This is a genomic window from uncultured Devosia sp. (assembly GCF_913055165.1).
Classification (GTDB): domain Bacteria; phylum Pseudomonadota; class Alphaproteobacteria; order Rhizobiales; family Devosiaceae; genus Devosia.
In genome coordinates this window covers 39,616-64,709 of sequence record NZ_CAJXJS010000003.1, presented here as the reverse complement: position 1 = coordinate 64,709, position 25,094 = coordinate 39,616, and the positions used below count along the sequence as shown (strand labels likewise).

Annotated in this window: 29 protein-coding genes; 18 read left to right on the top strand and 11 right to left on the bottom strand. The window is 63.2% G+C overall.

Annotated features, from left to right (window positions below):
• The 4 genes from QZ564_RS02215 to QZ564_RS02200 form a co-directional block, all read right to left on the bottom strand.
• Window positions 1-882 carry a patatin-like phospholipase family protein gene (locus tag QZ564_RS02215; protein ID WP_297103973.1) on the bottom strand — a complete coding sequence of 294 codons (882 nt, stop codon included), beginning with the start codon at window positions 880-882 and terminating at the stop codon, window positions 1-3.
• Window positions 883-1,024: 142 nt separating this feature from the next.
• Window positions 1,025-2,296 carry a phosphoribosylamine--glycine ligase gene (gene purD / locus QZ564_RS02210; protein ID WP_297103972.1) on the bottom strand — a complete coding sequence of 424 codons (1,272 nt, stop codon included), beginning with the start codon at window positions 2,294-2,296 and terminating at the stop codon, window positions 1,025-1,027.
• A gap of 160 nt (window positions 2,297-2,456) precedes the next feature.
• Window positions 2,457-3,827, bottom strand: a complete 1,371-nt coding sequence (locus tag QZ564_RS02205) for a glutamate--cysteine ligase (protein WP_297103970.1) — start codon at window positions 3,825-3,827, stop codon at window positions 2,457-2,459.
• Between the two features lie 71 nt (window positions 3,828-3,898).
• Window positions 3,899-4,648 carry a 16S rRNA (uracil(1498)-N(3))-methyltransferase gene (locus QZ564_RS02200; protein WP_297103967.1) on the bottom strand — a complete coding sequence of 250 codons (750 nt, stop codon included), beginning with the start codon at window positions 4,646-4,648 and terminating at the stop codon, window positions 3,899-3,901.
• A 148-nt stretch (window positions 4,649-4,796) separates the two neighbouring features.
• Here QZ564_RS02200 and ubiA point away from each other — a divergent pair, with 148 nt between their 5' ends.
• Entirely contained in the window at window positions 4,797-5,729 is a 933-nt protein-coding gene (gene ubiA / locus QZ564_RS02195; protein ID WP_297103965.1) for a 4-hydroxybenzoate octaprenyltransferase, read from the top strand.
• Window positions 5,730-5,805: 76 nt separating this feature from the next.
• Here ubiA and QZ564_RS02190 read toward each other — a convergent pair whose 3' ends face one another.
• Window positions 5,806-6,321: a DUF6101 family protein gene (locus tag QZ564_RS02190; RefSeq protein WP_297103963.1), complete on the bottom strand. Its 516-nt coding sequence runs from the start codon at window positions 6,319-6,321 to the stop codon at window positions 5,806-5,808.
• Between the two features lie 277 nt (window positions 6,322-6,598).
• Between QZ564_RS02190 and QZ564_RS02185 the strand changes: the two genes are divergently transcribed.
• A complete protein-coding gene (locus QZ564_RS02185; RefSeq protein WP_297103961.1) occupies window positions 6,599-7,456 on the top strand; it encodes a 3'(2'),5'-bisphosphate nucleotidase CysQ in 858 nt (285 codons plus the stop codon).
• 3 nt (window positions 7,457-7,459) lie between these two features.
• Window positions 7,460-7,705 carry a DUF4170 domain-containing protein gene (locus QZ564_RS02180; RefSeq protein ID WP_297103959.1) on the top strand — a complete coding sequence of 82 codons (246 nt, stop codon included), beginning with the start codon at window positions 7,460-7,462 and terminating at the stop codon, window positions 7,703-7,705.
• Here the strand turns inward: QZ564_RS02180 and QZ564_RS02175 are convergent.
• Genes QZ564_RS02175 through QZ564_RS02160 form a run of 4 tightly spaced genes read right to left on the bottom strand, consistent with a single transcriptional unit; the run spans window position 7,702 to window position 11,669 of the window.
• Window positions 7,702-8,856, bottom strand: coding sequence for a hypothetical protein (locus tag QZ564_RS02175; protein ID WP_297103957.1), 1,155 nt, complete (start codon window positions 8,854-8,856; stop codon window positions 7,702-7,704). The genes QZ564_RS02180 and QZ564_RS02175 overlap by 4 nt on opposite strands.
• Window positions 8,857-8,858: 2 nt before the next feature.
• On the bottom strand, window positions 8,859-9,080 hold the full coding sequence (locus QZ564_RS02170) for a DUF2093 domain-containing protein (RefSeq protein WP_297103955.1): 222 nt from the start codon (window positions 9,078-9,080) through the stop codon (window positions 8,859-8,861).
• Between the two features lie 45 nt (window positions 9,081-9,125).
• Window positions 9,126-10,742 carry an exodeoxyribonuclease VII large subunit gene (gene xseA / locus QZ564_RS02165; protein ID WP_297103953.1) on the bottom strand — a complete coding sequence of 539 codons (1,617 nt, stop codon included), beginning with the start codon at window positions 10,740-10,742 and terminating at the stop codon, window positions 9,126-9,128.
• 39 nt (window positions 10,743-10,781) lie between these two features.
• Complete coding sequence (locus tag QZ564_RS02160) at window positions 10,782-11,669, bottom strand: LysR family transcriptional regulator (RefSeq protein WP_297103949.1); 888 nt, start codon at window positions 11,667-11,669, stop codon at window positions 10,782-10,784.
• Window positions 11,670-11,820: 151 nt separating this feature from the next.
• Between QZ564_RS02160 and QZ564_RS02155 the strand changes: the two genes are divergently transcribed.
• Complete coding sequence (locus QZ564_RS02155) at window positions 11,821-12,084, top strand: DUF1127 domain-containing protein (protein WP_297103947.1); 264 nt, start codon at window positions 11,821-11,823, stop codon at window positions 12,082-12,084.
• A gap of 225 nt (window positions 12,085-12,309) precedes the next feature.
• Here the strand turns inward: QZ564_RS02155 and QZ564_RS02150 are convergent, their stop codons facing one another.
• On the bottom strand, window positions 12,310-12,558 hold the full coding sequence (locus QZ564_RS02150) for a PilZ domain-containing protein (protein ID WP_297103946.1): 249 nt from the start codon (window positions 12,556-12,558) through the stop codon (window positions 12,310-12,312).
• Window positions 12,559-12,575: 17 nt separating this feature from the next.
• Complete coding sequence (locus QZ564_RS02145; protein ID WP_297103944.1) at window positions 12,576-13,034, bottom strand: invasion associated locus B family protein; 459 nt, start codon at window positions 13,032-13,034, stop codon at window positions 12,576-12,578.
• A gap of 373 nt (window positions 13,035-13,407) precedes the next feature.
• On the opposite strand from QZ564_RS02145, the gene coxB reads away from it, so the two are divergent.
• The 14 genes from coxB (at window position 13,408) to QZ564_RS02075 (ending at window position 25,007) form a co-directional block, all read left to right on the top strand.
• Window positions 13,408-14,322: a cytochrome c oxidase subunit II gene (coxB, locus tag QZ564_RS02140; protein ID WP_297103942.1), complete on the top strand. Its 915-nt coding sequence runs from the start codon at window positions 13,408-13,410 to the stop codon at window positions 14,320-14,322.
• A gap of 23 nt (window positions 14,323-14,345) precedes the next feature.
• Window positions 14,346-16,040, top strand: a complete 1,695-nt coding sequence (gene ctaD, locus QZ564_RS02135; protein ID WP_297103936.1) for a cytochrome c oxidase subunit I — start codon at window positions 14,346-14,348, stop codon at window positions 16,038-16,040.
• 62 nt (window positions 16,041-16,102) lie between these two features.
• Complete coding sequence (locus QZ564_RS02130) at window positions 16,103-17,032, top strand: heme o synthase (protein ID WP_297103934.1); 930 nt, start codon at window positions 16,103-16,105, stop codon at window positions 17,030-17,032.
• Between the two features lies 1 nt (window position 17,033).
• Entirely contained in the window at window positions 17,034-17,219 is a 186-nt protein-coding gene (locus QZ564_RS02125) for a hypothetical protein (RefSeq protein WP_297103932.1), read from the top strand.
• Window positions 17,219-17,785, top strand: coding sequence for a cytochrome c oxidase assembly protein (locus QZ564_RS02120; RefSeq protein WP_297103930.1), 567 nt, complete (start codon window positions 17,219-17,221; stop codon window positions 17,783-17,785). The genes QZ564_RS02125 and QZ564_RS02120 overlap by 1 nt, the downstream gene beginning before the upstream one ends.
• Window positions 17,786-17,787: 2 nt before the next feature.
• A complete protein-coding gene (locus QZ564_RS02115; RefSeq protein WP_297103928.1) occupies window positions 17,788-18,627 on the top strand; it encodes a cytochrome c oxidase subunit 3 in 840 nt (279 codons plus the stop codon).
• A 70-nt stretch (window positions 18,628-18,697) separates the two neighbouring features.
• Window positions 18,698-19,051 carry a DUF983 domain-containing protein gene (locus tag QZ564_RS02110; protein ID WP_297103927.1) on the top strand — a complete coding sequence of 118 codons (354 nt, stop codon included), beginning with the start codon at window positions 18,698-18,700 and terminating at the stop codon, window positions 19,049-19,051.
• On the top strand, window positions 19,048-19,824 hold the full coding sequence (locus QZ564_RS02105) for an SURF1 family cytochrome oxidase biogenesis protein (protein WP_297103925.1): 777 nt from the start codon (window positions 19,048-19,050) through the stop codon (window positions 19,822-19,824). The genes QZ564_RS02110 and QZ564_RS02105 overlap by 4 nt, the downstream gene beginning before the upstream one ends.
• A 70-nt stretch (window positions 19,825-19,894) precedes the next feature.
• Complete coding sequence (gene thrC, locus QZ564_RS02100; protein WP_297103923.1) at window positions 19,895-21,286, top strand: threonine synthase; 1,392 nt, start codon at window positions 19,895-19,897, stop codon at window positions 21,284-21,286.
• A 51-nt stretch (window positions 21,287-21,337) separates the two neighbouring features.
• Complete coding sequence (locus tag QZ564_RS02095) at window positions 21,338-22,600, top strand: pitrilysin family protein (protein ID WP_297103921.1); 1,263 nt, start codon at window positions 21,338-21,340, stop codon at window positions 22,598-22,600.
• A gap of 4 nt (window positions 22,601-22,604) precedes the next feature.
• Window positions 22,605-23,222, top strand: a complete 618-nt coding sequence (locus tag QZ564_RS02090; RefSeq protein WP_297103919.1) for a GNAT family protein — start codon at window positions 22,605-22,607, stop codon at window positions 23,220-23,222.
• A gap of 28 nt (window positions 23,223-23,250) precedes the next feature.
• Window positions 23,251-23,919, top strand: a complete 669-nt coding sequence (locus tag QZ564_RS02085) for a GntR family transcriptional regulator (RefSeq protein ID WP_297103917.1) — start codon at window positions 23,251-23,253, stop codon at window positions 23,917-23,919.
• Window positions 23,920-24,021: 102 nt separating this feature from the next.
• The gene (locus tag QZ564_RS02080) at window positions 24,022-24,597 is read left to right on the top strand and encodes a biotin transporter BioY (protein ID WP_297103915.1); all 576 of its coding nucleotides are present in this window, start codon (window positions 24,022-24,024) and stop codon (window positions 24,595-24,597) included.
• A gap of 35 nt (window positions 24,598-24,632) precedes the next feature.
• Window positions 24,633-25,007 carry a DUF1284 domain-containing protein gene (locus QZ564_RS02075; protein ID WP_363311377.1) on the top strand — a complete coding sequence of 125 codons (375 nt, stop codon included), beginning with the start codon at window positions 24,633-24,635 and terminating at the stop codon, window positions 25,005-25,007.
• The last annotated feature ends 87 nt before the right edge of the window (window positions 25,008-25,094 follow it).

Below are 25,094 nucleotides of genomic sequence, written 5' to 3'. Positions count from 1 at the left end.
TCAGTCGTTGGGGTTGGAGTCGATCGGTTCGATCTGGTTCTGGATATAGGCTTCGATCTTGTGCGCCAGCATGCGTTTGAAGCGGTCTTTTTCCGCATCGGCATGGGCGATGATTTCCCGCACCCGCCAGAACTCCATGGCGCCGATATGGGAGACGCGCGGGCGGATATAGATATCGGGCGGATAGGCCGCCATCATGTGTGCGGTCAGGGAATGCATCATGATCTGGGCCGAGCCGAACCAGATGTCGATGGCCTTGTGGTCGGTCTTGGTCAGGTTGGCCGAAGGGTCGCCGGCAACATCGATGCCGATCAGGAAATCGGTGCCGATATCGGCCTGATCGAGCGGCAGCGGATTGACCACGCCACCATCGACCAGAAGATGGTTGTTATAGACCACCGGCTTGAAGAAGCTTGGGATCGCCAGCGAACCGGAAATGGCAGGGCGCAGCAGGCCCGAATTGAACACCACCTGGTGCCAGGACTGGAAATCGGTGGCCACCACATAGAGCGGCACCTTGAGGTCCTTGAATTCCAGCGGGAAATTCTCGGGCAGGAAGGCATCGACCACATTGGTCGCCTCGATCTGCATGGAAATGCCGTTCTTGAGAAGGCCCCCCAGGCCACGGATCTGGGTGGCCCAGAGGCGGCTGGCGATGGTGCGCAGCGTGCCCAGCACTTCGAAGGAGTGTTCGCGCAATTCCTGGCCGGTCATGCCGGCGGCCCAGCCCGACCCGATGAGGGCGCCGATCGAGGTGCCGGATATCACCGCTGGCTTGAGGCCGAGTTCGTCCATGGCCTCGATATAGGGGATGTGGGTCAGCCCGCGCGCCGAACCACCGCCCAAGGCGACGCCAATTCTCGGTAAGCCGCTCGTGTTCATCCTGGCACGCTCCGCACCCCTCCTGCGCAGCTTGTCCGCCAGGGCGAGCCCACGCCTTTGCAGTGGCGTCAGCGGGCGTTCGGGCGGGCCTGCGTCAAAGACGGTCCGAAGGTAGCTTAGCGTCTTTAGATTGAAGAATGGTTCAGCTTTCGCGGGCGATTTCGCGCCAGCCGATGTCGCGCCGGCAGAAGCCTTCTGGCCAAACAATTGCGTCCACGCCTCTGTAAGCACGTTCCTGTGCCTCGCTGACCGATGCCCCGAGCGCGGTAACATTGAGCACGCGCCCGCCATTAGCCAGTAAACGCCCGCCCTCGCGCTTCGTTCCGGCGTGGAACACAGTCAGCGTATCGCTATCGAGCCCGTCGACGCCGCCGATCTCGCTGCCCTTGCCATAGGCGCCCGGATAGCCCTTGGTCGCCATGATGACGGTCAGCGCATAGGCGTCCTTCCAGGCCACCTCATGCCCGGCCAGGCTTCCAGTGGCCACCGCGTGGAGCAGGGGCACGATATCGCTCTCCATGCGCATCATCATCACCTGGCATTCCGGATCGCCGAAGCGGGCATTGTATTCGACGAGCTTCGGGCCGTCCTCGGTCAGCATCAGCCCGGCATAGAGCACTCCGGCATAGGGCGTGCCGCGCTGAGCCATGCCACGCACGGTCGGCTCGATGATGCGGGCCATGGTCTCGTCATAAATGGCCTTGCTCATCACCGGAGCAGGGGAATAGGCGCCCATGCCGCCGGTATTGGGACCCTGGTCACCATCGAAGGCGCGCTTGTGATCCTGGGCCGTGGTCAGCGGCAGGATCGCTTCGCCATCGGTGAGCACGAAGAGGCTGACTTCCTCGCCCTCCATGAACTCCTCGATCACCACGGAGGCGCCAGATTGTCCGAAAGCGCCGGCAAAGCAGTCGATGATGGCGGCTTCCGCCTCTTCGACACTCATCGCGACGGTGACGCCCTTGCCGGCAGCCAGGCCATCGGCCTTGATCACGATGGGCGCGCCCTGCGTATAAAGATAGGCCAGGGCCGATGCCTCGTCCTCGAAGCGGCCATAGGCGGCGGTCGGGATATCGAATTGGTCGCACAGCGCCTTGGTGAAGCTTTTCGAGCCTTCGAGCTGACCAGCCGCTTTGGAGGGACAGAAACAGGTGATGCCGGCGGCGCGGACATCATCGCCCAGCCCGGCCACCACCTGTGCATCGGGGCCGACGACGACGAAGTCGATGGCGTGCTCTTGTGCCGCAGCGATCACGGCGGCATGGTCGGTGATGTCGATGCTGAGGTTGGTGGCCAGACCCTCGGTCCCGCCATTGCCCGGCGCCACGAACAGCGCTTCGACCAGCGGCGACTGCGCAATCTTCCAGGCCAATGCATGTTCGCGCCCGCCCGAACCAATGACCAATACGCGCATGTCGTGCCTCCGTGCCGTTTGCGGGCGTGATGCACGAGACGGCGAAGAGAGGCAAGGGGAAGGTGCAGGTTATCGCCGGGCCCTGTGGGTCGACCCCTCCCCCAAGGGAGAGGTGAAGAGTGTTAGGTCGTAGGCTCCAACCTCAGTCGCAGGGCGCCCCCTAAAGCTCGGCTTCCGTGAAGATCGGGGTCAGGTCGCCATTCCATTCGCCATGGAACTTGTCGAGCCAACGTTGGGCCGGGGCCTTGCCGGTGCGGATGGTTTCCTCGAGCGGGGCGAGATAGATGGTTTCGTCCTGGCCGGACCCATTGAGCCGGTTGCGACGAACCAGACCGGCTTCGGCAATGCCGACGGCCTGGGCGGCAATGTCGAAGATCGATGAGCGGTCAAACGGCGTATCGAGGCCGAGGCGGGGCACTTCGCGGCGCAGATGCTCGCGGTCCTCGTCGGTCCAGTTGCGGATCAGCTCCCAGGCGCCTTCGAGCGAAATTTCGTCATAGAGCAGGCCCGTCCAGAAGGCGGAGAGTGCCACGACATGGGCCTGGTCGCCCATGTCGGCGCCGCGCATTTCGAGGAACTGCTTGAGGCGCACTTCCGGGAAAAGGGTCGAGAGGTGATCCTCCCAATCCTTGATGGTCGGCTTCTCGCCCGGCAATTGCGGCAGGCGGCCATCGAGGAAGTCACGAAAGCTCTCGCCGGCCACGTTGATGTATTTCTTGTCGCGGATGACGAAATACATCGGCACGTCCAGCGCATAATCGGCATAGCGCTCGAAGCCGAAGCCGGGTTCGAACACGAAAGGCAGCATGCCGGTGCGATTGTCGTCCGTATTGCGCCAGATCTCGCTGCGGTAGCTGAGATAGCCGGTCTCCCGGCCATTGGCGAAAGGCGAATTGGCGAACAAGGCCGTCGCTACCGGTTGCAGAGCCAGGGACACGCGCAGCTTCCTGACCATGTCCACTTCGCTGGAAAAATCGAGATTGGTCTGCACCGTGGCCGAGCGATACATCATCGATGTGCCCAGCGTGCCGGTTTCGCCCATATATCTGGTCATGATCGCATAGCGCGACTTGGGCATGGAGGCGATTTCCTCCACCGCCCAGAGCGGGGTGACGCCCAGGCCGAGAAAGTGAATGTCGAGCGGGGCTGCGACCTTCTTGGCGACCCGCATATGTTCGGCAAGCTCGGTCGCCGTGCCATGCAGATCGGCCATCGGCGAGCCGGAAAGCTCGAACTGGCCGCCTGGTTCGAGCGAAATGCCGCCCGCGATCTCGTTATTCCTGAGGCCGATGGGATGGTCGCCATCATAGAAGGGATGCCAGCCGGTTTCCTTCTCGATGCCGTCCAGCAGCGCCCGGATGCCCTGTTCGCCCTCATAGGCAACGGGGCGCAGCGGATTGGTGTGAAACACATGCTTTTCGTGTTCGGTGCCGATGCGCCACTGATCCGCCGGCTTGGCGCCGCGTTCCATCGCCTCGATCAGGTCTGCTCGCGATTCGATCTGGGGCGAGAGGGGATCGACGCCGGCCATGTGGTCCTCATTGTTGAGGGTTTAGACTGGGGCGCGAACATAGCGAGAGCAAGGCGGAAAGCAATCGCCTTTTATCGCCAATCACCGATGGTCGCCTGAATGACGGCGAGCGCCGCCACCGCCGCGGTGTCGGCGCGCAGGATTCTGGGGCCCAGGCTGATCGGCCGGACGAAGGGCAGGGCGCGCAGTTTTTCCCGCTCGCTGTCGGAAAATCCGCCCTCGGGCCCGATAAGCAGGCCAATGCGCTGGCCGCGCAACTGTTCCAGGGCATGGACCGGCGAGGACGAGGCCTCGCTTTCGTCGGCGAACAGCAGCACGCGGTCTTTGTGCTCGTTCGGCCAGGTGTCCAGCAGCCGGTCCAGGGTGATTTCGGGCGCCACCTCGGGAACAGTGAGCACCTCGCATTGTTCGGCCGCCTCGATGGCATTGGCGCTGAGACGCTCCGGCTTGAGCCGATGGTTCTGGGTGAACTGGGTGATGACCGGCTGGATGATGCCCACGCCCATCTCGACCGCCTTCTGGACCACATAGTCCAGCCGCTCGGATTTGAGCGGGGCAAAACCGTACCAGAGATCGGAAGGCGGGGTTTGCGGGGCGATCTGCTCGACCGTTTCCAGCGTCACCGATTTTTTCGAATCGCTGGTCAGCCGGCAGAGCCAGGCGCCGTCGCGGCCATTGAACAACACCACCTCGTCACCGACCGCCTTGCGCAGGACTGCGGCGAGGTAGAGGGATTGGTCCTTGTTGAGGGCCAGCTGTGCCCCGGCGGCGAGATCGGGTTCGACAAACAGGCGGGGGAGCTGGGCGTGGCTGCGGGGCATGGGCGGTCGCTGGTTGATTGCGAGCCCAACATAGTTGTTGTGGTCAGACCAGCAACCCCCACCCTGGATGGGGAGGGGTTGAGGCTGGGGTGGTGCGTCGCGCGCCGGACCGTTATGAATTGCGCGACCAAAGCCAAGGCCCGCTCGCATGAACACCACAAACCCCACCGGCACCGTCGCCGATGCGCAAAAGGATAACTGGCTCGATCGCTATGCGCCCGGGCCGGTCAAACCCTATGGGCGCCTGGCGCGCTGGGATCGGCCTATCGGGTTCTACCTGCTGTTCTGGCCCTGCGCCTGGGGCATTGGCCTCGCGGCGGTGGCCCAGCCCGCATTCGGCTTTGGCTGGTGGGCGGCGATCCTGATGTTCCTCGGCGCCATCCTGATGCGCGGGGCGGGTTGCACCTTTAACGACATTGTCGACCGCGACATCGACATGCAGGTCGCCCGCACCCGGTCGCGGCCCATTCCCTCCGGCCAGGTGACGACCCGCGAAGCCTTCTATTTCCTCATCGCCCAGGCGCTGCTGGCCTCGGCAATCCTGTTCCAGTTCAACCGCTTCACGGTTTACGCCGCCATAGCCTCGCTGGTGCTGGTGGCGATTTACCCGTTCATGAAGCGGATCACCTGGTGGCCGCAGCTGTTCCTCGGGCTGGCCTTTTCCTATGGCGCGCTGGTGGGCTGGTCGAGCCAGACCGGAAGCCTGGGCTGGGCGCCGGTGGTACTCTATGCCGGCACCATCCTCTGGGTCATCGGCTACGACACCATCTATGCGCTGCAGGATATCGAGGACGATGCCCTGGTCGGCGTCAAATCCACCGCACGCCTGTTCGGCGACAATGTCCGCCCGGCTGTCGCGGTGCTCTATGCCGGCGCGTTCCTGCTCTGGAACGTGGCCGCAATCATGGCCGGTGGCGGGGTGATCTTTGCGGCGCTGTCGCTGGTGGCGGCCGGCCTCATGGCCTGGCAGCTGTGGACGCTGGACAGGGACGTGCCCCTCAACCCGTTCCACCGCTTTTACAACAACCACTATGTCGGCATGGCGCTGACTTTGGCGCTACTGGCCGAGTGGGTGTGGTAGCTGCCGACAGAAAAGCCGAAAGGGCCGACCGCACCACCGGTCGACCCTTTTCGGCTTGCTTTGGAGAGCAATAAATTCAGTGCGCGTCGGCCTGGCCGGGCTTGCGGCGGTTGAGGAAGCGGGGGCGGCGCGAGGCGTCGGCGGCGAGCTTGCGGCGCGGGGCGGTCTGGCCCAGCATGACGCCGTCGACCTGCTGGGAATAGGGCATATAGGCCCCATCGCCGGCCTTGATGAACAGCGGCAGGCGGAGCTTCTTGCCCCAGTTCTGCCATTCGGCGACGACGTTGTGATTGCCCTCTTCCTCGAACACCTTGTAGTTCAGCTCGGCATCGGAATGGACCAGTTCGATCGAGCTGGTCAGCATGCCGTCTTCGGAGATGGCGGTGGCCACGGCAACGCCGATGAACTCGGTGACCGGGACCTTGATCTTGATGGCCACGCCGCTCTGTTCGAGCATTTTGCGCACGGTGACGGTCTTGACCGGATCCTTGGGGCCATTGTCGTTTGCCGCCATGAAGCGGCGCTCGGCTACGGCCGGGCGGCCGAAGGCCAGAACGACTGATGAGCCTTCCATCGCAACGCCATGAACCATTTTTGATGCCTTCCTGTAACTTCGAGAGCTTGTTTTTTTGGCTCCGTTTGTGAGGCCAATCTAGCGCACCCCCTTACCCAGCCCCTTAATCGGTTCGGTTAAGTTTATGTTGTTTTCCCGGAGGGTTAGCAGGGTATTGCACCCAGTCAGAAGCGGTTAACCCCGTCCGTTGCCGGGCCATTTACCCTGCCGTTTCCGCCATTGGGCTCCGCTTGGGGACAGCATGTGGCAAAACCGTTGCCAGTTTCGCGAAAAAGGCTCTACAAGGCCCCGCATAATGCCGGCTTTCGCCCCACCCTATGAAGACGATCTCGAACTGCTCCGCTCCACAGCGGTGGCAGCGGGCATTATCGCCTCGAGCTATTTCCGGCGCGACATCAAGACCTGGACCAAGGACAATGCCTCCCCGGTGAGCGAGGCCGATATTGTGGTGGACCGGTTTCTGGCGGCCAATCTCCTGCAGGCGCGCCCCAGCTATGGCTGGCTGAGCGAGGAAACGGTCGACAATCCCAGCCGGCTCGATTGCGAACGCGTCTTTGTGGTCGATCCCATCGATGGCACGCGCGCCTTTCTGCGCGGCGAGGACTATTGGACAGTTTCTCTGGCCGTGGTGGAGAACGGCGTACCAGTGGCAGGGGTCGTTTATGCGCCGGCACGCGATGAACTCTACCAGGCCTGCAAGGGTGGCGGCGCCAAGCTCAATGGCAAGCCGCTCACCCGCCATCGGCGCGCCGGCACGCCGCCACTGATTCCTGCCCCGGGCGCGGTGCACCAGGAACTGCAGGCCGCCGGGCTCGACTATACGCGCGGTCCTGCCTACCCGTCTCTCGCCTATCGGCTGGTGCAGGTCGCGACCGGCAAGCTGGACGCGGCCGTGGCGCGGCGTGGGTCGCAGGACTGGGATATCGCCGGTGCCGCCGTGATCCTTGCTGAATGCGGCCTGGACTTCGCAGATGTATGCGTCGGGTTCCCACAATTGAACAAACGAGATGTGCGCCACGGGGCGCTTGCGGCGCTGGGCGACATGAGCCTAAAACCCCTCGTGCATGCGGCGCTGGTCAAGGTCTATGGTTGCCCCCAGACCCTGGATGGTGTTGATGCGGCACAAACACAAATGCCTCAAACGCGGGACTGACTGATGGCTGAAAAGACCGACAAGCAATTGCTGCACCTGGTGATCGGTGGCGAACTTGCCAGTGGCGAGGGCGTGACCTTTGCCGACCTCGACCAGGTCGACATCGTCGGCGTTTACCCAAACTATGCCGCCGCCGAGAAGGTGTGGCGGGCCAAGGCGCAGCAGACCGTCGATAGCGCCCAGACGCGCTATTTCATCGTGCATCTGCACCGCCTGCTCGATCCCGATACGGACGCCACCAAGGGCTAGGCGCCGGCCAGACCCAGCGCGTCGAGAATGGCGGCCAGGGCACCCGGGCCGCCAATGCGCTCGCGGCCTATGGCACCAAGACGCTCGCGCTCTGCATCATCGCCCAGCAGCGTATTGAGAGCAGGGGAGAGCTTGTCGACATAAGCCTCCACCACAATGCGGGCCGGACCGAACAGGCGCTGCTCGTCCTCGAAGCGCGAACGGCGATCCCGCGGGTTGATGAAGGTGATCGCGGGCTTGCCCAGGCCTAGCGCCTGGATGGTGGCGGTGCCGGCCTGGCTCAGCACCATGTCGGAAGCGGCCAGCAGATTGCCCATGGCCCGGCCGCGCGCCATGTTGATGGTCAGGGTTTCATCGCCAAGCTGTCCCAGATCGTCCGGCTCCGCACTCAGCATCGAGGTGCGCTGCAGGCCCGCTGCCTTGGCCAGTTCGGCAATGCTGACATTGCCCGCCACAGCTAGGAAGACATCGGGACGCAATTCCTCCGGCACCCGCCGCAGCGCGGCCACCTGCAGGGCGAAACTTTCCGACGTCAGGGCCCGGCTCCCGGGCAGCAGCGTCAGACCCAGTGGCCGGGACCGGCGTCCGGCTGCGTCATAGTCACCAATCGGGATCGTATCCATCATCAGATTGCCGGCGCAGCGGGCGTCGACGCCCCCGTCCCGCAATAGTGCTGCCAGATTGTCGGCGCGGCAGAACACCAGGGCGCAAGCACGCCTGATGGCCTGCCGTTCCAGTGCCGAATAGAGGCGCGCCGAACCGGTCTTGTAGACATCGATATAGACCAGGTCGCGGTGGCCGGTCGCCATCGCCGCCAACACCCCCACCATGTCGCCGATCACCAGGACCCGGTCGTAGCGGCCCCGCGCGGAGCGCAGGAAGCGTAGCGCCGGCGGGATGGTCAGCAGCCCCCCATTGATCACATCGCGGCGCAGCGAGCCCTTGACGTTGCGCCAGCCCTCGGAGGCCAGGGTGGCGCGCGGACCGACAATGGGGCAGATGCCGTCATAGGCCTTGCCGCTGCCGATCATGGGATAGGCTTCCGCGGACACGTTTGCGGGCAGCCGGGCCACCAATTGGGCGGCTATGGCATCCTCGCCGTGTCCGTTGGAGATGATCAGGAAGCGCTGACGCGACGCCGCCTCGATCACCCTTATTTGCCCCGGCCGAAGCGTTCGAGCGCCTCATTGGCGGCGACCGCGTCGACATAGGGCTCCTGCCGGTCGACGCTCCAGTAGAACAGTTCATCGAGCGGGATCGGCTTGCCGGTGATGGCGCAGCGCACAAACGTCCCCTGCTTGATCACGACATAGTCGCCATCAAGATAGCGCAGGGTGGCCTCTGCGGGGGCAAAACCCTTGTCGAAGATATTCATCGTCTCAACTCTCGCTTGTGCGCAGCCCTGCGACCCTATTGTGCCTTAAAACAGGCTTTCCTGTGAACCGTCATCCGGCCCGGTTCGACCCGGTTTGCGACGGGCTGGCGGGGCGCCGGCAACGACCACGCCGACCTCGCCATCGGCGAAGCTGAGCCTGAGTGCCTCGCCCGGCCGCGTGGCCGCCTGACTGGTGACGATCTGTCCGGCCTCGTCCTGCACCAGAGCATAGCCGCGTGCCAAGACGTTCCGGTAACTCAGGGTTTCCAGAAGCTTGCTCAATTGCTCCCATTGCAGGCGGCGCTGGCGCGTTGCCTGCAGCCCAGCCACGGTCAGCCGGGCATCAAGCGGTTCGAGCCTGCCCTTGGCGTGCCGCAGCTCTGCCCGCAGGGGCTTGTCGGAAAGACGCGGCACGACGCGGCCGAGGACTGTCTGCTTGCGTTCGAGGGCCGTTGCGACCGCCGCCGGCAGCTGGCGCGCAACCGGGGCCAGGCGCAGTCGGGACCGCTCGACGCTCGTCGTCAGCCCGGATTCTCCGCGACGCTGCAGCGTGTTCAATCGCTCGGCCAGTTCGGCATGGCGTTGCCGCACAAGGCGCGGCTGCACGGACGCGGCGAGATTGGAAAAGGCAATGCGCCGCGCCTGCACGAAATGGCGCAATGCACCCGAAAGCTTGCTGCTGAACAGGTCCAGGCTCTGCCTTTGTGTCGAGACCAGATCGGCGGGTCGGGGCAGGCCGGCACCGGCGGCACGGAGGCGGTCTTTCAGGCTCGCCAGACCCCGGCGCATGCTCTGCCGCTGGCGGGCGCCCTGATCCTCGACATAGGCGATGAGTTCGGCCCGCACCGGTACGGCGGCCTCGGCGGCCGCAGTCGGCGTGGGTGCCCGCATGTCGGAGGCGTAGTCGACCAGCGTCGTATCGGTCTCGTGCCCCACGGCGGTGATGACCGGGATATCCGATCCAGCGACGGCCCGCACCACTGCCTCTTCGTTGAACCCCCAGAGGTCCTCGATTGAGCCGCCGCCCCGCGCGACAATCAGCAGGTCCGGGCGGGGAGTGGCACCCCCCGGGAGCAGGGCGTTGAACCCTTCTATGGCGTTGACCACTTCGGGGGCACAGGTCTCGCCCTGGACGCGCACCGGCCAGACCAGCACATGGCTGGGAAAGCGATCGTCCAGGCGATGCAATATATCCCGGATGACCGCGCCCGTGGGCGAGGTGACAACGCCGATGACCCGGGGCAGATAGGGCAAGGGTCGCTTGCGCTCGCGCGCGAATAGCCCCTCGGCCAACAGCTTCTTGCGGCGCTCTTCGAGCAGCGCCATCAGCGCCCCGGCACCGGCCGGCTCGATATTCTCGATGACGATCTGGTATTTGGACGAGCGCGGAAAGGTGGTCAGCCGCCCGGTGGCGATAACTTCCAGGCCCTCTTCGGGCTTGAAGGCCAGGCGGGCATAATTGCCCTTCCAGACCACCGCGTCGATCGAGGCGGCATCGTCCTTGAGGGTGAAATAGCAGTGGCCGGACGAATGCTGCCCGCGAAAGCCCGAAATCTCGCCGCGCACCCGCACATGCCCGAATTCGTCCTCGACCGTGCGCTTGACCGCTTGGGCGATCTCGGAAACGGTGAATTCGGCGGCATTGGTCAGAACCTGAGACATGCGTCTCTGGTGCGCCAAAGCGGGGATCGGGTCAAGCCGCTACTCGGCGGCTTCAACCTGCGCTGCGTGCTCCAGATTGCCCATGGACTGCACGATGTGATTGGCCAGCGCATCATAGATGCCGCCATAGGCATGGCTGGCCCGCATGAGTGCAATCTGCGCATCGGCCAGGCGCGGCAGGCCATATTCGTCTCCCACCACGCGCATGCCCGGCTGCAGCGCGCTTTCCGGCAAAAAGCCGATCGCCAGGTCCGACAGGACGGCCGAGGTGATCGCCGTTGCATTGGACGAGGTGTAGGCCACCCGGTAGTCAAGGCCATTGCGATCGAGCTGCTCCATGGCGTCCTTGCGCCAGATGCAGCAATTGGGGCCGCAGGCGATGGCGAGCGGCTCGCTGGCCAGCGCCCGCCCGCCATGGCTCGCCACCCAGAACATCTTCTCGGTGCGGAACAGCTCGCCGAAATTGTGGTCCGTCCCTTGGGTAAAGACGATGAGATCGTATCGGCCCGCCTTCATCCCGTTCAGCAGTTCTTCCGAGGCCATGCAACTCACATCGACCGCGATCCTGGGATGGGTGCGCTGGAAGCTCGACAGAATCACCGGCAAGAGGCGCACCGCATAATCGTCCGGCACACCGAAGCGAATGGAACCGGCCAGGTCGCCATCATTGAAATGGTCCAGAATCTCAGCATTGGTGCGCAACATCTTGCGCGCCCGCTCATAAAGCACCTCGCCATGGTGGGTGAGGGTGACGCTGCGGCCATCGCGCGCCAAAAGCGTGTGCCCCAGCCGCTCTTCGAGGCGCTTGATCTGCATCGACACGGCCGATTGCGTCTTGTTCACCCGTCGCGCCGCCTCGGTAAAGCTGCCGCAATCGGCGATGGCGCAGAAACTTTGCAACTGATCCAGGTCAAGGGGGGCGGTCATGATCTTCCATCACCCAAATTGATCGACTGGATGAAATCTATTTGTTGGACTGATGGAAGTCCAGAGGGATATGGTTCTGAGTATCGATACACCGCCGTGTCGAACGCCGCCGACCTCCCCGGCGGCTTGCTCTGTCCATTGGAGAATGAAGATGGCTCTCTCGCTTTCCGGCGAGCGGTCAGTTGTGGCCGGCTCGCACGTCAATCCTGCTCGTGCCCTTTTCGCCTGGTTTGCCCAGGCCAAGCGTGACCGCGCCCGCCAGAAGGCTCTGCGTGAGCTGCTGTCACTTGATCCGGCCCTGCTCAAGGACATCGGCGTCAGCCGCTCTGATGTGGTCGATGCACTGACCCCGCAGGACGGCCGCACGGCCGGCATGATCCTCAACGCTGCCAGGGCGCGCAACGCGCAGCGCTGATCGCCTGGTCCAGAGCTGCCGTTCGTGCGGCCGCTTGTCAATCATGGTCGCGTGGCGTGTCCCGCCCCAGGACTGGATACGCTCGCAGCTTACGCTGGTCACGCGCCATCACCCCGTTGGGACGAACACTTTTGCCGGTGCGCGTCCCATCTCCCGGGCCGGTTTTGCCACCGGCTCCGTTTCCTGACGACTTGCCGGGCCATGCTGCGCATGCGCCCGGTCTTTTTATCCCAGGAAACGGACGCCGATCTCGCCTTCGGTGTGCCAGGCCATCTCACATTGGAACTTGCGGCCATCCGCCATGGCCAGTTCGAAACGCTGCGGAATGCCCAGCGTGCTGGTGACGATCAGCTTGGCCCCGGTGTCGGATAGGTTGCGGATAGTGCAATCAAAGGTCGAGCGACCGTCATTGATGACAATCTTGCCGCCCTTGAGGGTGCGGTGCCGCGGCGTCTGGCGTTCGTCCTGGCTCAATTCCTGGTGCTCCGGTCTCAGGGCAGGGCGGCAAAGCCTTCGGCAAATCCATTGAGGGAAACGGGGATGCCCACGCCTTCCTCCGGGGTCTTGAAGACGACGAAAATCGCGTTGGAGCCCTCTGACAGCACCTTGATGATGTCGTCGTCGAGTTCGACTTCGGCGATGCAGCCATTGGGCAGGCAGCGCACGAAGGCGACGCGCCCCATATCCGTGCCATCGACATTCAACCCAAGCCCGTTGGGCAGCAGCACGCCGAGCGGGGCAAGGACGCGCAGGAGACGGGCTTCGCGATCAGCGGTGCGCAGCACGATGACGGAGAGGCCCACATTGGGCTGATCTTCGGCCAGAACATTCTGGATGATGGCACATTGCTCAAAGCTGGCGCCTGGCGGGGTGTCGCAGCTCATTTGCCAGTCGCCATATTCGGCCTTGACCGTGCCTTGCGCTAGAACCGGCGCCGTCAGCAGGGTCATTGCACATGCACCGATCACACCAAGCCGCTTTGCCCAGACCATCACTTCTTTCAACTCTCCCGCCGAATCGGCGCTTCGCGCATGGGTTGGACCTGTTTCCGACACGCGCACCATGCTGTCAACCAAACCCCGGATTTCCGGCCGGTTTTCATCATAAACTGCGGCACGCATGAGGCGAGGTGGGCCATGGCAGGCACCAATTTGCCGCAGCGCGAGAGGCCAAGGGCGCAATAGACTCGGGTCGAGCAATGTGATTTAGGTCAAACACGAGTTTTGCGCTCCGAAGTTGAGTCGGGGCGGCGTTAGCTATGCCGCTATTGAACCCATCCTGCTTCGGTGCACGCCGCCAGAACGTGTCGATAGGGGGTATATGGTGACCGGGCAGTTCTTTAGGAAATTGGGTGCCGTTTCCGCGGCCGCGTTGGCGCTGTTGCCTGCTGTGGCATCGGCCCAGGACGTGGGGCGCGGACATCCCGAGCCGGGCCAGTTCCACCTTCAGGAATCGGTGACGCCGATCATGGACTCCATCGTGGCGTTCCACGACGGCATCCTGATGTGGACCATCAGCCTGATCGTGCTCTTTGTGCTGGCGCTGCTGGTGATCGTGGTGGTGCGGTTCAACGCCAAATCCAATCCGGTGCCGGCGCGGTTCACCCACAATACCCTGATCGAGGTGGTCTGGACGGTCGTGCCGATCCTGATCCTGGTGGTGATCGCCATCCCCTCCTTCGGCGTTCTGGCCGACCAGATGACGGTTCCCGATGGGGAGCGCAAATATCTGGGCTCGAACATCTTCTCGCTGGGCGAGGTCGAGGTTCCCGAGGCCACTGTCACCATCAAGGCCTCCGGTGAGCAGTGGTACTGGAACTACGAATATGTGGATCAGGGTGTCGCCTTCGACTCCAACATCCTGTCCGAAGCCGAGATCGCCGAGCTCAAGCCCGGTCAGCCGCGCCTGCTGGCTGTCAATAATGAGCTGGTCGTGCCGGTCGATACCACCGTTCGCCTTCAGGTAACGGCCAGCCCCACCGGCGTCATCCACGCGTTTGCGGTGCCGTCCTTCGGCATCAAGGTGGACGCTGTTCCGGGTCGTCTCAATGAAACCTGGTTCAATGCCCGCGAGACCGGCATCTATTACGGCCAGTGCTCGGAGCTTTGCGGCAAGGATCACGCCTTCATGCCCATCGCCGTGCGCGTCGTGACTGCCGATGAGTATGAGGCCTTCGTTGCCGCGCTGGCGGAAAGCCGCGACTACAATACCGCAGCTGCCCTGCTGCCGGCTCTGTAAGCAAAGGGTCAGAGGACAAGACAATGGCAAATACCGCTAACCTCGAAGCCCACGCCACCGGGCACGATCAGGCCAGCCACGACCACCACACCCCCACGGGCTGGCGGCGCTGGGTCTATTCGACCAACCACAAGGACATCGGGATCATGTATCTCGTGTTCTCGATCGTCGCTGGCGTGATCGGCGGCCTGCTCTCGGGTGCCATGCGCCTGGAACTGCAGGAACCCGGCATCCAGATCTTCCACGGCCTGGCCGCCATGTCCTATGGCCTGGAAGGTGATGCCGCGCTCGACGCCGGCAAGCACATGTTCAACGTGTTCGTCTCGGCGCACGCGCTGATCATGGTCTTCTTCACCGTCATGCCCGCCACCATGGGCGGCTTTGCCAACTACTTTGCCCCGCTGATGGTGGGCGCGCCGGATACGGCGTTCCCGCGCATCAACAACGTAGCCTTCTGGCTGCTGCCTCCCGCCCTGCTCCTGACCGTGCTCTCGATGTTCTTCGAAGGTCCCTCGGGTGCGCTCGGTTTCGGTGGCGGCTGGACCGCCTATCCGCCGCTGGCGACCAGTGGTCACCCCGGCCCGGCAACCGACTTCGTGATCTTCTCCCTGCACGTTGCCGGCGTGAGCTCCATTCTGGGTGCGATCAATCTGATCACCACTATCCTGAACATGCGCGCCCCGGGCATGACGCTGCACAAGATGCCGCTCTTTGCCTGGTCCGTGCTGGTGACCGCCTTCCTCCTGCTGCTGGCTCTGCCGGTGCTGGCTGGCGCCATCACCATGATGCTGACCGACCGCAATTTCGGCACGACCTTCTTCGCCCCCGATGGCGGTGGTGACCCCATCCTCTATCAGCACCTGTTCTGGTTCTTCGGCCACCCCGAAGTGTACATCATGATCCTGCCGGGCTTCGGCATCATCAGCCACATCGTGGCGACCTTCTCGCGCAAGCCCGTCTTCGGCTACATGGCCATGGCCTACGCCATGGTGGCCATCGGCTTTGTCGGCTTCGTGGTGTGGGCGCACCACATGTACACCACGGGCCTCAGCCTTGATGTGCAGCGCTACTTCGTGGCTGCCACCATGGTGATCGCAGTGCCTACGGGTGTGAAGATCTTCTCCTGGATCGCCACCATGTGGGGCGGTTCGATCACCTTCCGCATCCCCATGCTCTGGGCCATCGGCTTCATCTTCCTGTTCACCGTTGGCGGTGTGACCGGTGTGGTGCTGGCCAATGCCGGTGCGGACCGCGCCCTGCACGACACCTATTATGTGGTGGCGCACTTCCACTATGTGCTCTCGCTGGGCGCCGTGTTCTCGATCTTTGCCGGCTGGTACTACTGGTACCCCAAGATGTTCGGCTACATGTACAACGAGTTCCTGGGCAAGCTGCACTTCTGGGTCATGTTCGTCGGTGTGAACCTGATCTTCTTCCCGCAGCACTTCCTGGGTCTGGCCGGCATGCCGCGCCGCTACATCGACTATCCGGATGCCTTCGCGCTGTGGAACCGCGTCTCCTCGGTGGGTTACTACGTGACCTTCGTGGCCATGATCATCTTCTTCTACGCGACCTGGGAAGCCAGCCGTAAGAAGCGCCCGGCCGGCGACAATCCCTGGGGCGATGGCGCAACGACGCTGGAATGGACCCTTTCCTCGCCGCCGCCGTTCCACCAGTTCTCGACCCTGCCCAAGATCGAGAGCAAGGACGCGCACTAGGCGCTCAGAGCAAGAATAAGCGGATCGCGCTCCGGTGCGGTCCGTTCACCAAGGAAAGACCCGTGGCCTATATCGAGAACAGCAGAGATGTTTCCGCCCTTGCCGGCGGTGCACGCGTGGAGGATTACCTCGCGCTGCTGAAGCCACGCGTCATGTCCCTGGTGGTGTTCACCGCGCTGGTGGGCATGCTGGTGGCGCCGGGCGGCATCAATCCCTTTGTCGGTCTGGTCGCCATTGCCTGCATCGCCATCGGGGCAGGGGCCTCGGGCGCCCTCAATATGTGGTATGACGCCGATATCGATGCGGTCATGAGCCGTACGCAGAACCGGCCCATACCTGCAGGCCGCATGACCCGCGGCGAAGCGCTGGCCTTCGGCTTGATCCTCTCGGTGTTCTCGGTGACCCTTCTAGGCCTTGCTACCAATTGGGTCGCGGGCGGGTTCCTGGCCTTCACCATCTTCTTCTACGTTGTCGTCTATACGATGTGGCTCAAGCGCTCGACGCCGCAGAACATCGTCATTGGCGGCGCCGCCGGGGCCTTTCCGCCCATGGTGGGCTGGGCCGCTGTCACCGGCACGCTGAGTTGGGAGAGCTTTGCGCTCTTCCTGATCATCTTTCTCTGGACGCCGCCGCATTTCTGGGCCCTGGCCCTCTACAAGCAGGGTGACTATGGCGCCGCCGGCATCCCCATGATGCCCAATGTCGTCGGTGAGAAATCCACCCGGCAGCAAATTCTGGGCTATTCGGTCGTTCTGGCCGCCTCCAGTCTCCTGCCGGTCTGGCTGGGTTTTTCCGGCTGGCTCTATGGGGTCGTCGCCATTGTCTCAGGCGTGAGCTTTGTCTGGCTCTGCCTGCGCCTGCTGCGCGCGCCCGACAGTGTCTCCATGCGCCGCACCGCGCGAACCGTGTTCACCTTTTCTCTGAGCTATCTCTTCGTGTTGTTCCTGGCGCTGTTTGTCGACTTCATCGCCATGCATCTGGGAGTGATCTGAGATGGCTGAGCAGACTGGCGCCAAGCTCGCGCCCAATGGAATGACCCCGGAACAGGAAGCCGCCTTCCGCAAGCAGCGGCGACGCCGCTCGCTGGCCCTTGCCGGTGCCCTTGCCCTGTTCGCGCTGACCTTTTACGTGCTGACCATCGTCAAGATGGGCCCGGCACTGTTTGATCGGGCAATGTGATGGCCGATACCACCGCACCATTCCATGAGGTCGACCCGGGCAAGCGCAACAAGCGCCTGGCCGTTGTGCTCGCCGGCGTGGTGGCGGGCATGGTGGGCCTGGCCTTTGCCTCGGTGCCGCTCTACCAGCTCTTCTGCCAGGTGACGGGCTTTGGCGGTACGACCCAGGTCGCCACCGACAATCCCAAGGGCGTCATTGCCCGCGAAATGAAGGTGCGCTTCGACGTCAATATTGACCGCGCGCTGAATTGGACCGTCACGCCGGCGGCCCCGATCACCGACCAGATCGGCCGCGTGGATACGGTCAACTATGTTGCCACCAACAATTCCGACAAGCCGGTCACCGGCCAGGCGATCTTCAATGTGGTGCCGGAAAAAGCCGGCTACTACTTCAACAAGATCGAATGCTTCTGCTTCACCGAACAGACGCTGCAACCCGGTGAGACGGTGGAAATGCCCATCGTGTTTTTCGTCGACCCGGAAATCGACGAGAACCACGAACTCAATACGATCAAAGAGATCACTCTCTCTTATACCTTCTACGCTTCAGACAGTGAGGGAAGCTGAACATGGCCGCCATCGAAAAGAACCATGACTACCACATGGTCGAACCCAGCCCCTGGCCGTTCGTCATCTCGATTGCCGTTTTCGTGATGATGATCGGTGCCATTGCCTGGATGCAGGACTGGACGCCGTGGCTGTTCTTTATCGGTCTGGCCGGCGTGCTCTACACGTTCTACGCCTGGTGGTCCGACGTGGTGAAAGAAGCCAATAACGGCGTCGATCACACCCCGGTCGTGCAGATGCACCACCGCTATGGCATGATGCTGTTCATCGCCTCGGAAGTGATGTTCTTCGTGGCATGGTTCTGGGCCTATTTCGACGGCTTCTTCCGTCTCGATGATATCGAGCAGTACGCCCGTGTTGCCGCCACTGGCGGGCACTGGCCGCCGATGGGCGTCGAACTGTTCGACCCCTTCCACCTGCCGCTGTTCAACACGCTGATCCTGCTCACCTCGGGCACCACCGTTACCTGGGCGCACCATGCGCTGCTGGAGAACGACCGCCAGGGCCTGCGCTGGGGCCTGGTTCTGACCGTGGCGCTGGGCGCGCTCTTCACCTATGTGCAGTATCTCGAATACAGCCACGCGGCCTTCTCGTTCTCGGGCAATTATTACGGCGCCACCTTCTTCATGGCGACCGGCTTCCACGGCTTCCACGTGCTGATCGGCACCATCTTCCTGCTGGTCTGCCTGATCCGCGCCGAGATGGGGCACTTCACGCCGGAACGCCATCTGGGCTTCGAATTTGCCGCCTGGTACTGGCACTTCGTGGACGTGGTCTGGCTGTTCCTGTTTGCCTCGATCTATGTCTGGGGCGCCTGGGGCGTCGAGCTGGCGGCGCACTGACGCTGGCAAAAGCCTGAACAGGGGGCGCGGCAAGGCTGCGCCCTTTTTCTTTGGCCCGGGGAAAGTCAAGATGGACCAGCCCAATCCGATCATTGCCGGCCTGAAATGCCGCTGTCCGCGCTGCGGCAGGGGCAAGCTCTTCGCCGGATACCTGGCCCTGGCGCCGTCCTGCGCGGTCTGTGGCCTCGACTATGCCTTTGCCGATAGTGGTGATGGGCCCGCCGTGTTCGTCATCTTTCTCGTCGCCCCCCTGATCATCATCCTTGCCCTGGTGGTCGGATCGATCTGGACGCTGCAACCCTGGGTGCATCTGCTGCTCTGGCTTCCGGCGACGGTGATCCTGAGCCTCGTGCTGCTCCCGCCTTTCAAGGGCGTGCTCATCGATCTGCAATATTCCAACGACGCCCGCGAGGGCCGCCAATGACCGGGCCGAAGTCGGCAGGCCTGCGCTGGGGCGATTGGGTCTTTGCCGGGCTCATGATCCTGCTGGCGGTCATCTGCGTGCTGCTGGGCAATTGGCAGATGGCGCGACTGGCGGAGAAGGAAGCGCTGATCGTCGCGGTCGATGAGCGGCTGACATCAGAGCCCATTCCGGCGCCCGATCAGGCGCAATGGCCCGGGCTCGACCTCGAGCAGTGGAACTTTCAGCCCGTGACCCTGGCGGGCAGCTATCGCTACACCCAGACGGTGACGGTCTTTACCAGCCTTGCCAATGCCAGGGGACGCTTCTCTGGGCCAGGGTACTGGGTGGTGACACCCTTTGAGCTGGATGCTGGCGGTACCGTCTTCGTCAATCGCGGTTTCGTTCCCCAGGAGTATCAGGAGCAGGCGGCCCTCGGTGATCTGCATGGCGATGATCCGGGCAGCATCACGATTGTGGGGCTGTTCCGTCCTGGCGAGGCTGTCGGCTTCATGGCGCCCGAACCCAATATGTCGGACCGCATCGAATGGGTGCGCAATCCTGAGCGCCTGGCCGCCATGGTCGATCCGGCGCTGGCGCCAATCGCCCCCTTTTACGTGGATTTGCTCGCCGCCGGGGCAGGCGACCTGCCCCAGGGGGGAGAGACGGTGGTTGAGTTCACCAACAACCATCTCGGCTATGCGCTAACCTGGTATGGATTTGCCGTCGTGGCGGTGGTGATGGTCGGCTTCTGGCTCTGGCGGCAGCAACGGCGACCGTCCAGGATAGGTCAATGACGCCCCAAACCTTGCGGCCACGGCGCGCTTTGACTAGGTTGCACCAATTCTAAAAGGGCACTTCCCCCCGATGCAGTTTGTTTCCACGCGCGGCCAGGCGCCCGCGCTCGGCTTCTCCGACGCAGTTCTGGCCGGTCTAGCCTCCGATGGCGGTCTTTACGTTCCGGCCACCTGGCCCCAAATCAGCGCGGACGAAATCGCCAGCTTTGCCGGCAAGCCCTATGCCGATGTGGCCTACGCGATTATCTCGCGCTTTACAGACGGCGAGATTCCGGCACCAAAACTCAAGGCCATCATTGATGAGGCCTATGCCACCTTCCGCCACCCTTCGGTGACACCGCTGGTGGAACTGGAGCCGGGGCATTTCGTGCTGGAATTGTTTCACGGGCCGACCTTGGCGTTCAAGGACGTGGCCATGCAGTTCCTGAGCCGGGTGATGGACCACATCCTGGCAGAGCGCGGGCTGCGCGCGACCATTGTCGGCGCGACATCGGGCGACACCGGCTCGGCCGCCATCGAAGCCTTCCGCGGGCGGGATACCACCGACATATTCATCCTGCATCCCGAGGGCCGCACATCCGAAGTGCAGCGCCGGCAGATGACCACCGTGCTGGATCACAATGTCCACAACATCGCGCTCGAAGGCACGTTCGACGATTGCCAGGATGCGGTGAAGGCCATGTTCAACAATCATGCCTTCCGTGACCGGGTGCGTCTCAGTGGCGTCAACTCCATCAATTGGGGCCGCATAGTCGCGCAGATCGTCTACTACTTCACGGCGGCCGTGGCGCTGGGCGCGCCGCACCGCAAGGTGAGCTTCACCGTGCCGACCGGCAATTTCGGCGATATCTTTGCCGGCTATTGCGCCCGGCAAATGGGCCTGCCGATCGACAAGCTGGTGATTGCCACCAATGCCAATGACATTCTGAAGCGCACGCTCGATACCGGGCGCTACGAGATGGCAGGCGTCGCGCCGACCATCAGCCCCTCCATGGATATCCAGATCTCGTCCAATTTCGAGCGGCTGCTGTTCGAAAGTGCCGGGCGCGATGCCGATGCGGTCAACCGCATGATGGCGGGCCTGAAGCAGTCACGCGGCTTTGATCTGCCGGAAAAATCCATCTCCGCCATTCGCCGTGACTTCGCGGCGGGCACGACTGATGAAGCAGCGACCCGCTCGGTGATCGCCAAAACGCAGAAGGCCTCGGCCTATCTGCTCGATCCGCATACGGCCGTCGGCGTCGGGGTGGCCCGTCAGCAGCCCCATGGCGAAACGCCCATGATCACTCTTGCTACCGCCCATCCGGCCAAATTCCCGGCGGCGGTCGCCGAGGCCTCGGGCATCGAACCGAAATTGCCGGCCTGGCTGGCAGACCTTTATGATCGACCCGAACGGGTCACGGTGCTGGCCAATGACCAGCGCCAGATTGAAAATTTCATCGCGGCCCGCAGCCGCGCCTGAACGACATGTGAGGAGCCGCGGTCGCTCGGCCGCCGGATCAGGAGGATCAGTGTGAGCGTACGATCGACGACCCTGGAAAACGGCATGGTGGTACTCACCGATAATATGCCGCATCTGGAAAGCGCCTCTCTGGGCGTCTGGGTCAAGGCCGGAGCCCGTTCTGAGCGCAAGGCCGAGCACGGCATTTCGCATCTGCTCGAACACATGGCCTTCAAGGGCACGCAGACGCGAACCGCGCTCGAGATTGCCGAGACCATCGAGAATGTCGGCGGCGATCTCAATGCCGCGACCTCGATCGAACACACAGGCTATTTCGCCCGTGTTCTCAAGGATGACGTGGTGCTGGCGGCTGATATTCTGGCCGATATCCTGCAGAACTCGACCTTTGATGAGGGCGAACTGACCCGCGAAAAGCAGGTAATCGTGCAGGAAATTGGCGCGGCGCGCGACAATCCGGACGATCACGTGTTCGATCTGTTCCAGGAAGCCGCCTATCCCACCCAGCCGATTGGCCGCACCATTCTGGGCACGGTGGATTCGGTGCGGGCCTTCTCGCCCGAAACGGTGCGCAAGTATATGCGCCGCAACTATGTGGGTGACCATATGGTCATCGCGGCAGCAGGACATGTGGACCACGATGAGCTGGTCCATGTTGCCGAACAACGATTTGCCGACCTCGCGCCCAACGGTGCTCCCGATCCGCAGCGCGCTGAATATAAGGGCGGGCAGGAGCGCCTGATCTCCGATCACGAACAGGCCCATATCGTGCTCGGCTTTGAGGGACGTGCCTATAATTCGGATGGCTTCTATGCCGCCCAGGTGCTGGCCTCCATTCTTGGCGGCGGCATGAGCTCGCGCCTGTTCCAGGAGATCCGCGAGAGGCGTGGCCTGTGCTACTCGGTTTATTCCTTCCACTGGGCCTTCGCCGATAGCGGCGTCTTTGGCGTGGCGGCGGCGACCGGGGAGGAGGAGGTCGGCGAACTGGTGCCGGTGGTGCTCGATGAACTGCGCCGGGCGACCGAGACCATCACCGACGAAGAGGTGATCCGCGTGCGCAATCAGATCCGAGCGGGCCTGCTGATGTCGCTCGAAAGCCCTTCGGCCCGGGCCGGGCAGCTGGCGCGCCAGCAAATTTTGTGGGGCCGGCCCATCGCCATGCAGGAGACGGTGGAGCGCATCAACCGCATCACCGCCCAGCGCGTGCGCGACGTCGCCGAGCAAATATTCACCTCCGGCACGCCGACGCTGGCCGGAATTGGGCCGATCAGCCGCCTGGCCGATGTCGAAAGCATCGGCGAGACGCTCAAGCGCTGACCCAATGTTCTGGCCCTGGTCCTCGCCAGCACCCATGGTGACCCTGCGCGGGCCGAGAGTGCTGCTGCGCCTGCCGCAGATGCGCGACTATGAGGCCTGGCACCGCCTGCGTCGGGAGAGCCAGGACTTTCTGCGCCCCTATGAGCCGCGATGGACCGAACTGGATCTTGCGCGCCGCGTCTATGCCATGCGCGTCCGCCGCGCCCGGCAGGAGGTAGAAGAGGGGACCGACTACACCTTCTTCATCTTCCTCGGCGAGGATCGCTCAGAACATCTGGTCGGTGGCATCACGCTCTCCAATATCCGGCGCCGCGCGGCCCAGTTCGTCAATCTCGGCTATTGGATGGGGCAGCAATATGCCGGCAAGGGATTGATGACCGAAGCCGTCGGGGTGGTTGTGTCCTTCATCTTCGAATCACTCGACCTGCACCGCATTCACGCGGCCTTCCTGCCCCACAACACGGCGTCGCGCCGGGTCCTGGAGAAGAACGGCTTCGTTGAAGAGGGCTATGCCCAGCACTATCTGCAGATCAACGGACGCTGGGAGGATCACGTGCTCATGGGCCTCACCCGGGAACGCTGGGAAACTGCGCGTCTGGGGCAGCGGCACTGGGTAGCCTAACGGCACAGAGCGGATTATCACTTCCCCCATGTCACGGGCATCCGAAGATACGATCGCGGTCCGGATCAGCAAGGTGCTTGCCGAGCGAATCGTCGCCGGCACGCTGGAGCCGGGCACGCGTCTGCGCCAGGACCATATCGCGGCCGAGTTCGGTGCCAGCCATGTGCCTGTCCGCGAGGCCTTCCGGCGGCTCGAGGCGCAGGGCCTGGCTGTCAGTGAACCGCGCCGGGGTGTGCGGGTCGCGTCCTTCAGCAAGGAGGAGGTCCGTGAGGTCGCCGAAATGCGCGCCGCACTCGAAGAGCTCGCCTTGCGCCACGCGGCGCCCAACCTGACTTCTGCCATCCTTGATGCAGCGGAACGCGCGACGCGCGCAGGCGACAGGTCGGGTGACGTCCGCAGCTGGGAGGCCGCCAACCGCACCTTTCACCGCACTCTGCTGGCCCCCTGCGGCATGCACCGGCTGATGGCTGCCATCGATGATCTGCACGCCGCCAGCGCGCGGTTCCTGTTCGCGGCCTGGCGTTCCGACTGGGAAGCGCGCACTGATCACGATCACCTCGCTATCCTGGCCGCCCTGCGGCAAGGCGATATCGACCAGGCCTGCACCGTGCTGGTGCGCCACGTCCGCGCCGTCAATCAGCGCCCCTTGCCGATTGCAGGTGGCATGACCAGACGCCTGTTCGTCGTCGGCGGCTAATACATTCCTCCACAGTTCAGCCAATTCGCGCCTTGCCCCAAGGTGCTCAATCTGCATTATATATTACGTCTAAAAATTATCTATAATTCGCGGGAGTAGAATATGGATCAGCTTGATACCGTCGATCACGTCGGCAGCCCCCTGAAACTGGCCGACAGGTCCTTGACCTGGAAGGTGGGTGCCGTGGTCTTGGGAACACTCATTCTGGCACTGTCATCCTATGTCGAAGTGCCTATGGTGCCGGTTCCCATGACCATGCAGACATTCGCCGTCACCATGGTCGGCGCCCTTTATGGCTGGCGCCTGGGTGGCATAACCATCGTGGCCTGGTTGCTGGAGGGCGCCATGGGACTGCCCGTGCTGGCGGGTGGCGCGTCCGGCGCCCAGCACTTTCTGGGCTCCACTGGCGGCTATCTCTTTGCGTTTCCCGTATGCGGGATGCTTGTCGGGTGGCTGACGGAACGCGGATGGAATGGAACCCGCCCCGTCCTCGCCTTCTCCGCAGCGCTTTTGGGAAACATGGCCTGCCTGGTCCTGGGCGCTGCCTGGCTTGCGGTACTCATTGGCGTGGAGCCGGCCATTGTCCATGGCGTTCTGCCGTTCATCGTCGGTGGAGTGCTCAAGTCGGCCCTGGCCGCGGCCGTACTGGCTGGCGTGTGGCATTGGTCGGCCCGTTGACGGTCCGGCTGAGAGCGCACCATCTGTTGTGCCTCATGACCTATATTGGCAGGGGATATTCCCCTGCCTTTGTCGAGAACTATGATCGTATCGTTGCCCTGCTGGCGGCGGGCGAAGCGATCCAACTGGTCGAAGGCCCTGACGATATCTGCGGCCCCCTGCTGGGCACCCGGGATACGCACTGCCACAACGAGAGTGTCGTAGAACGCGATCGTTTGGCGAGACTGAAAATATCAAAGTCGCTCGGGCTGGCCGATCTGAGCGACCTTGAGCTGACAAAATCAACACTGTCCACGTTACGCACCGCTTTTCGGAGCGGCGCCGTTCGGGCCGCCTGTGCGGGTTGCGAGTGGTCTGGCCTCTGCGACAGCGTGGCCGAGCGGTCATTTGCCGGCGCTCGGCTGGTCTGAACGGACCTGATGTTGCAAGTGTGCAACAGGCGAGGACGCTTGTCGCAAGCGTCAATCTCCCGTACCAAGTGAACGTTCCGCTGGAGG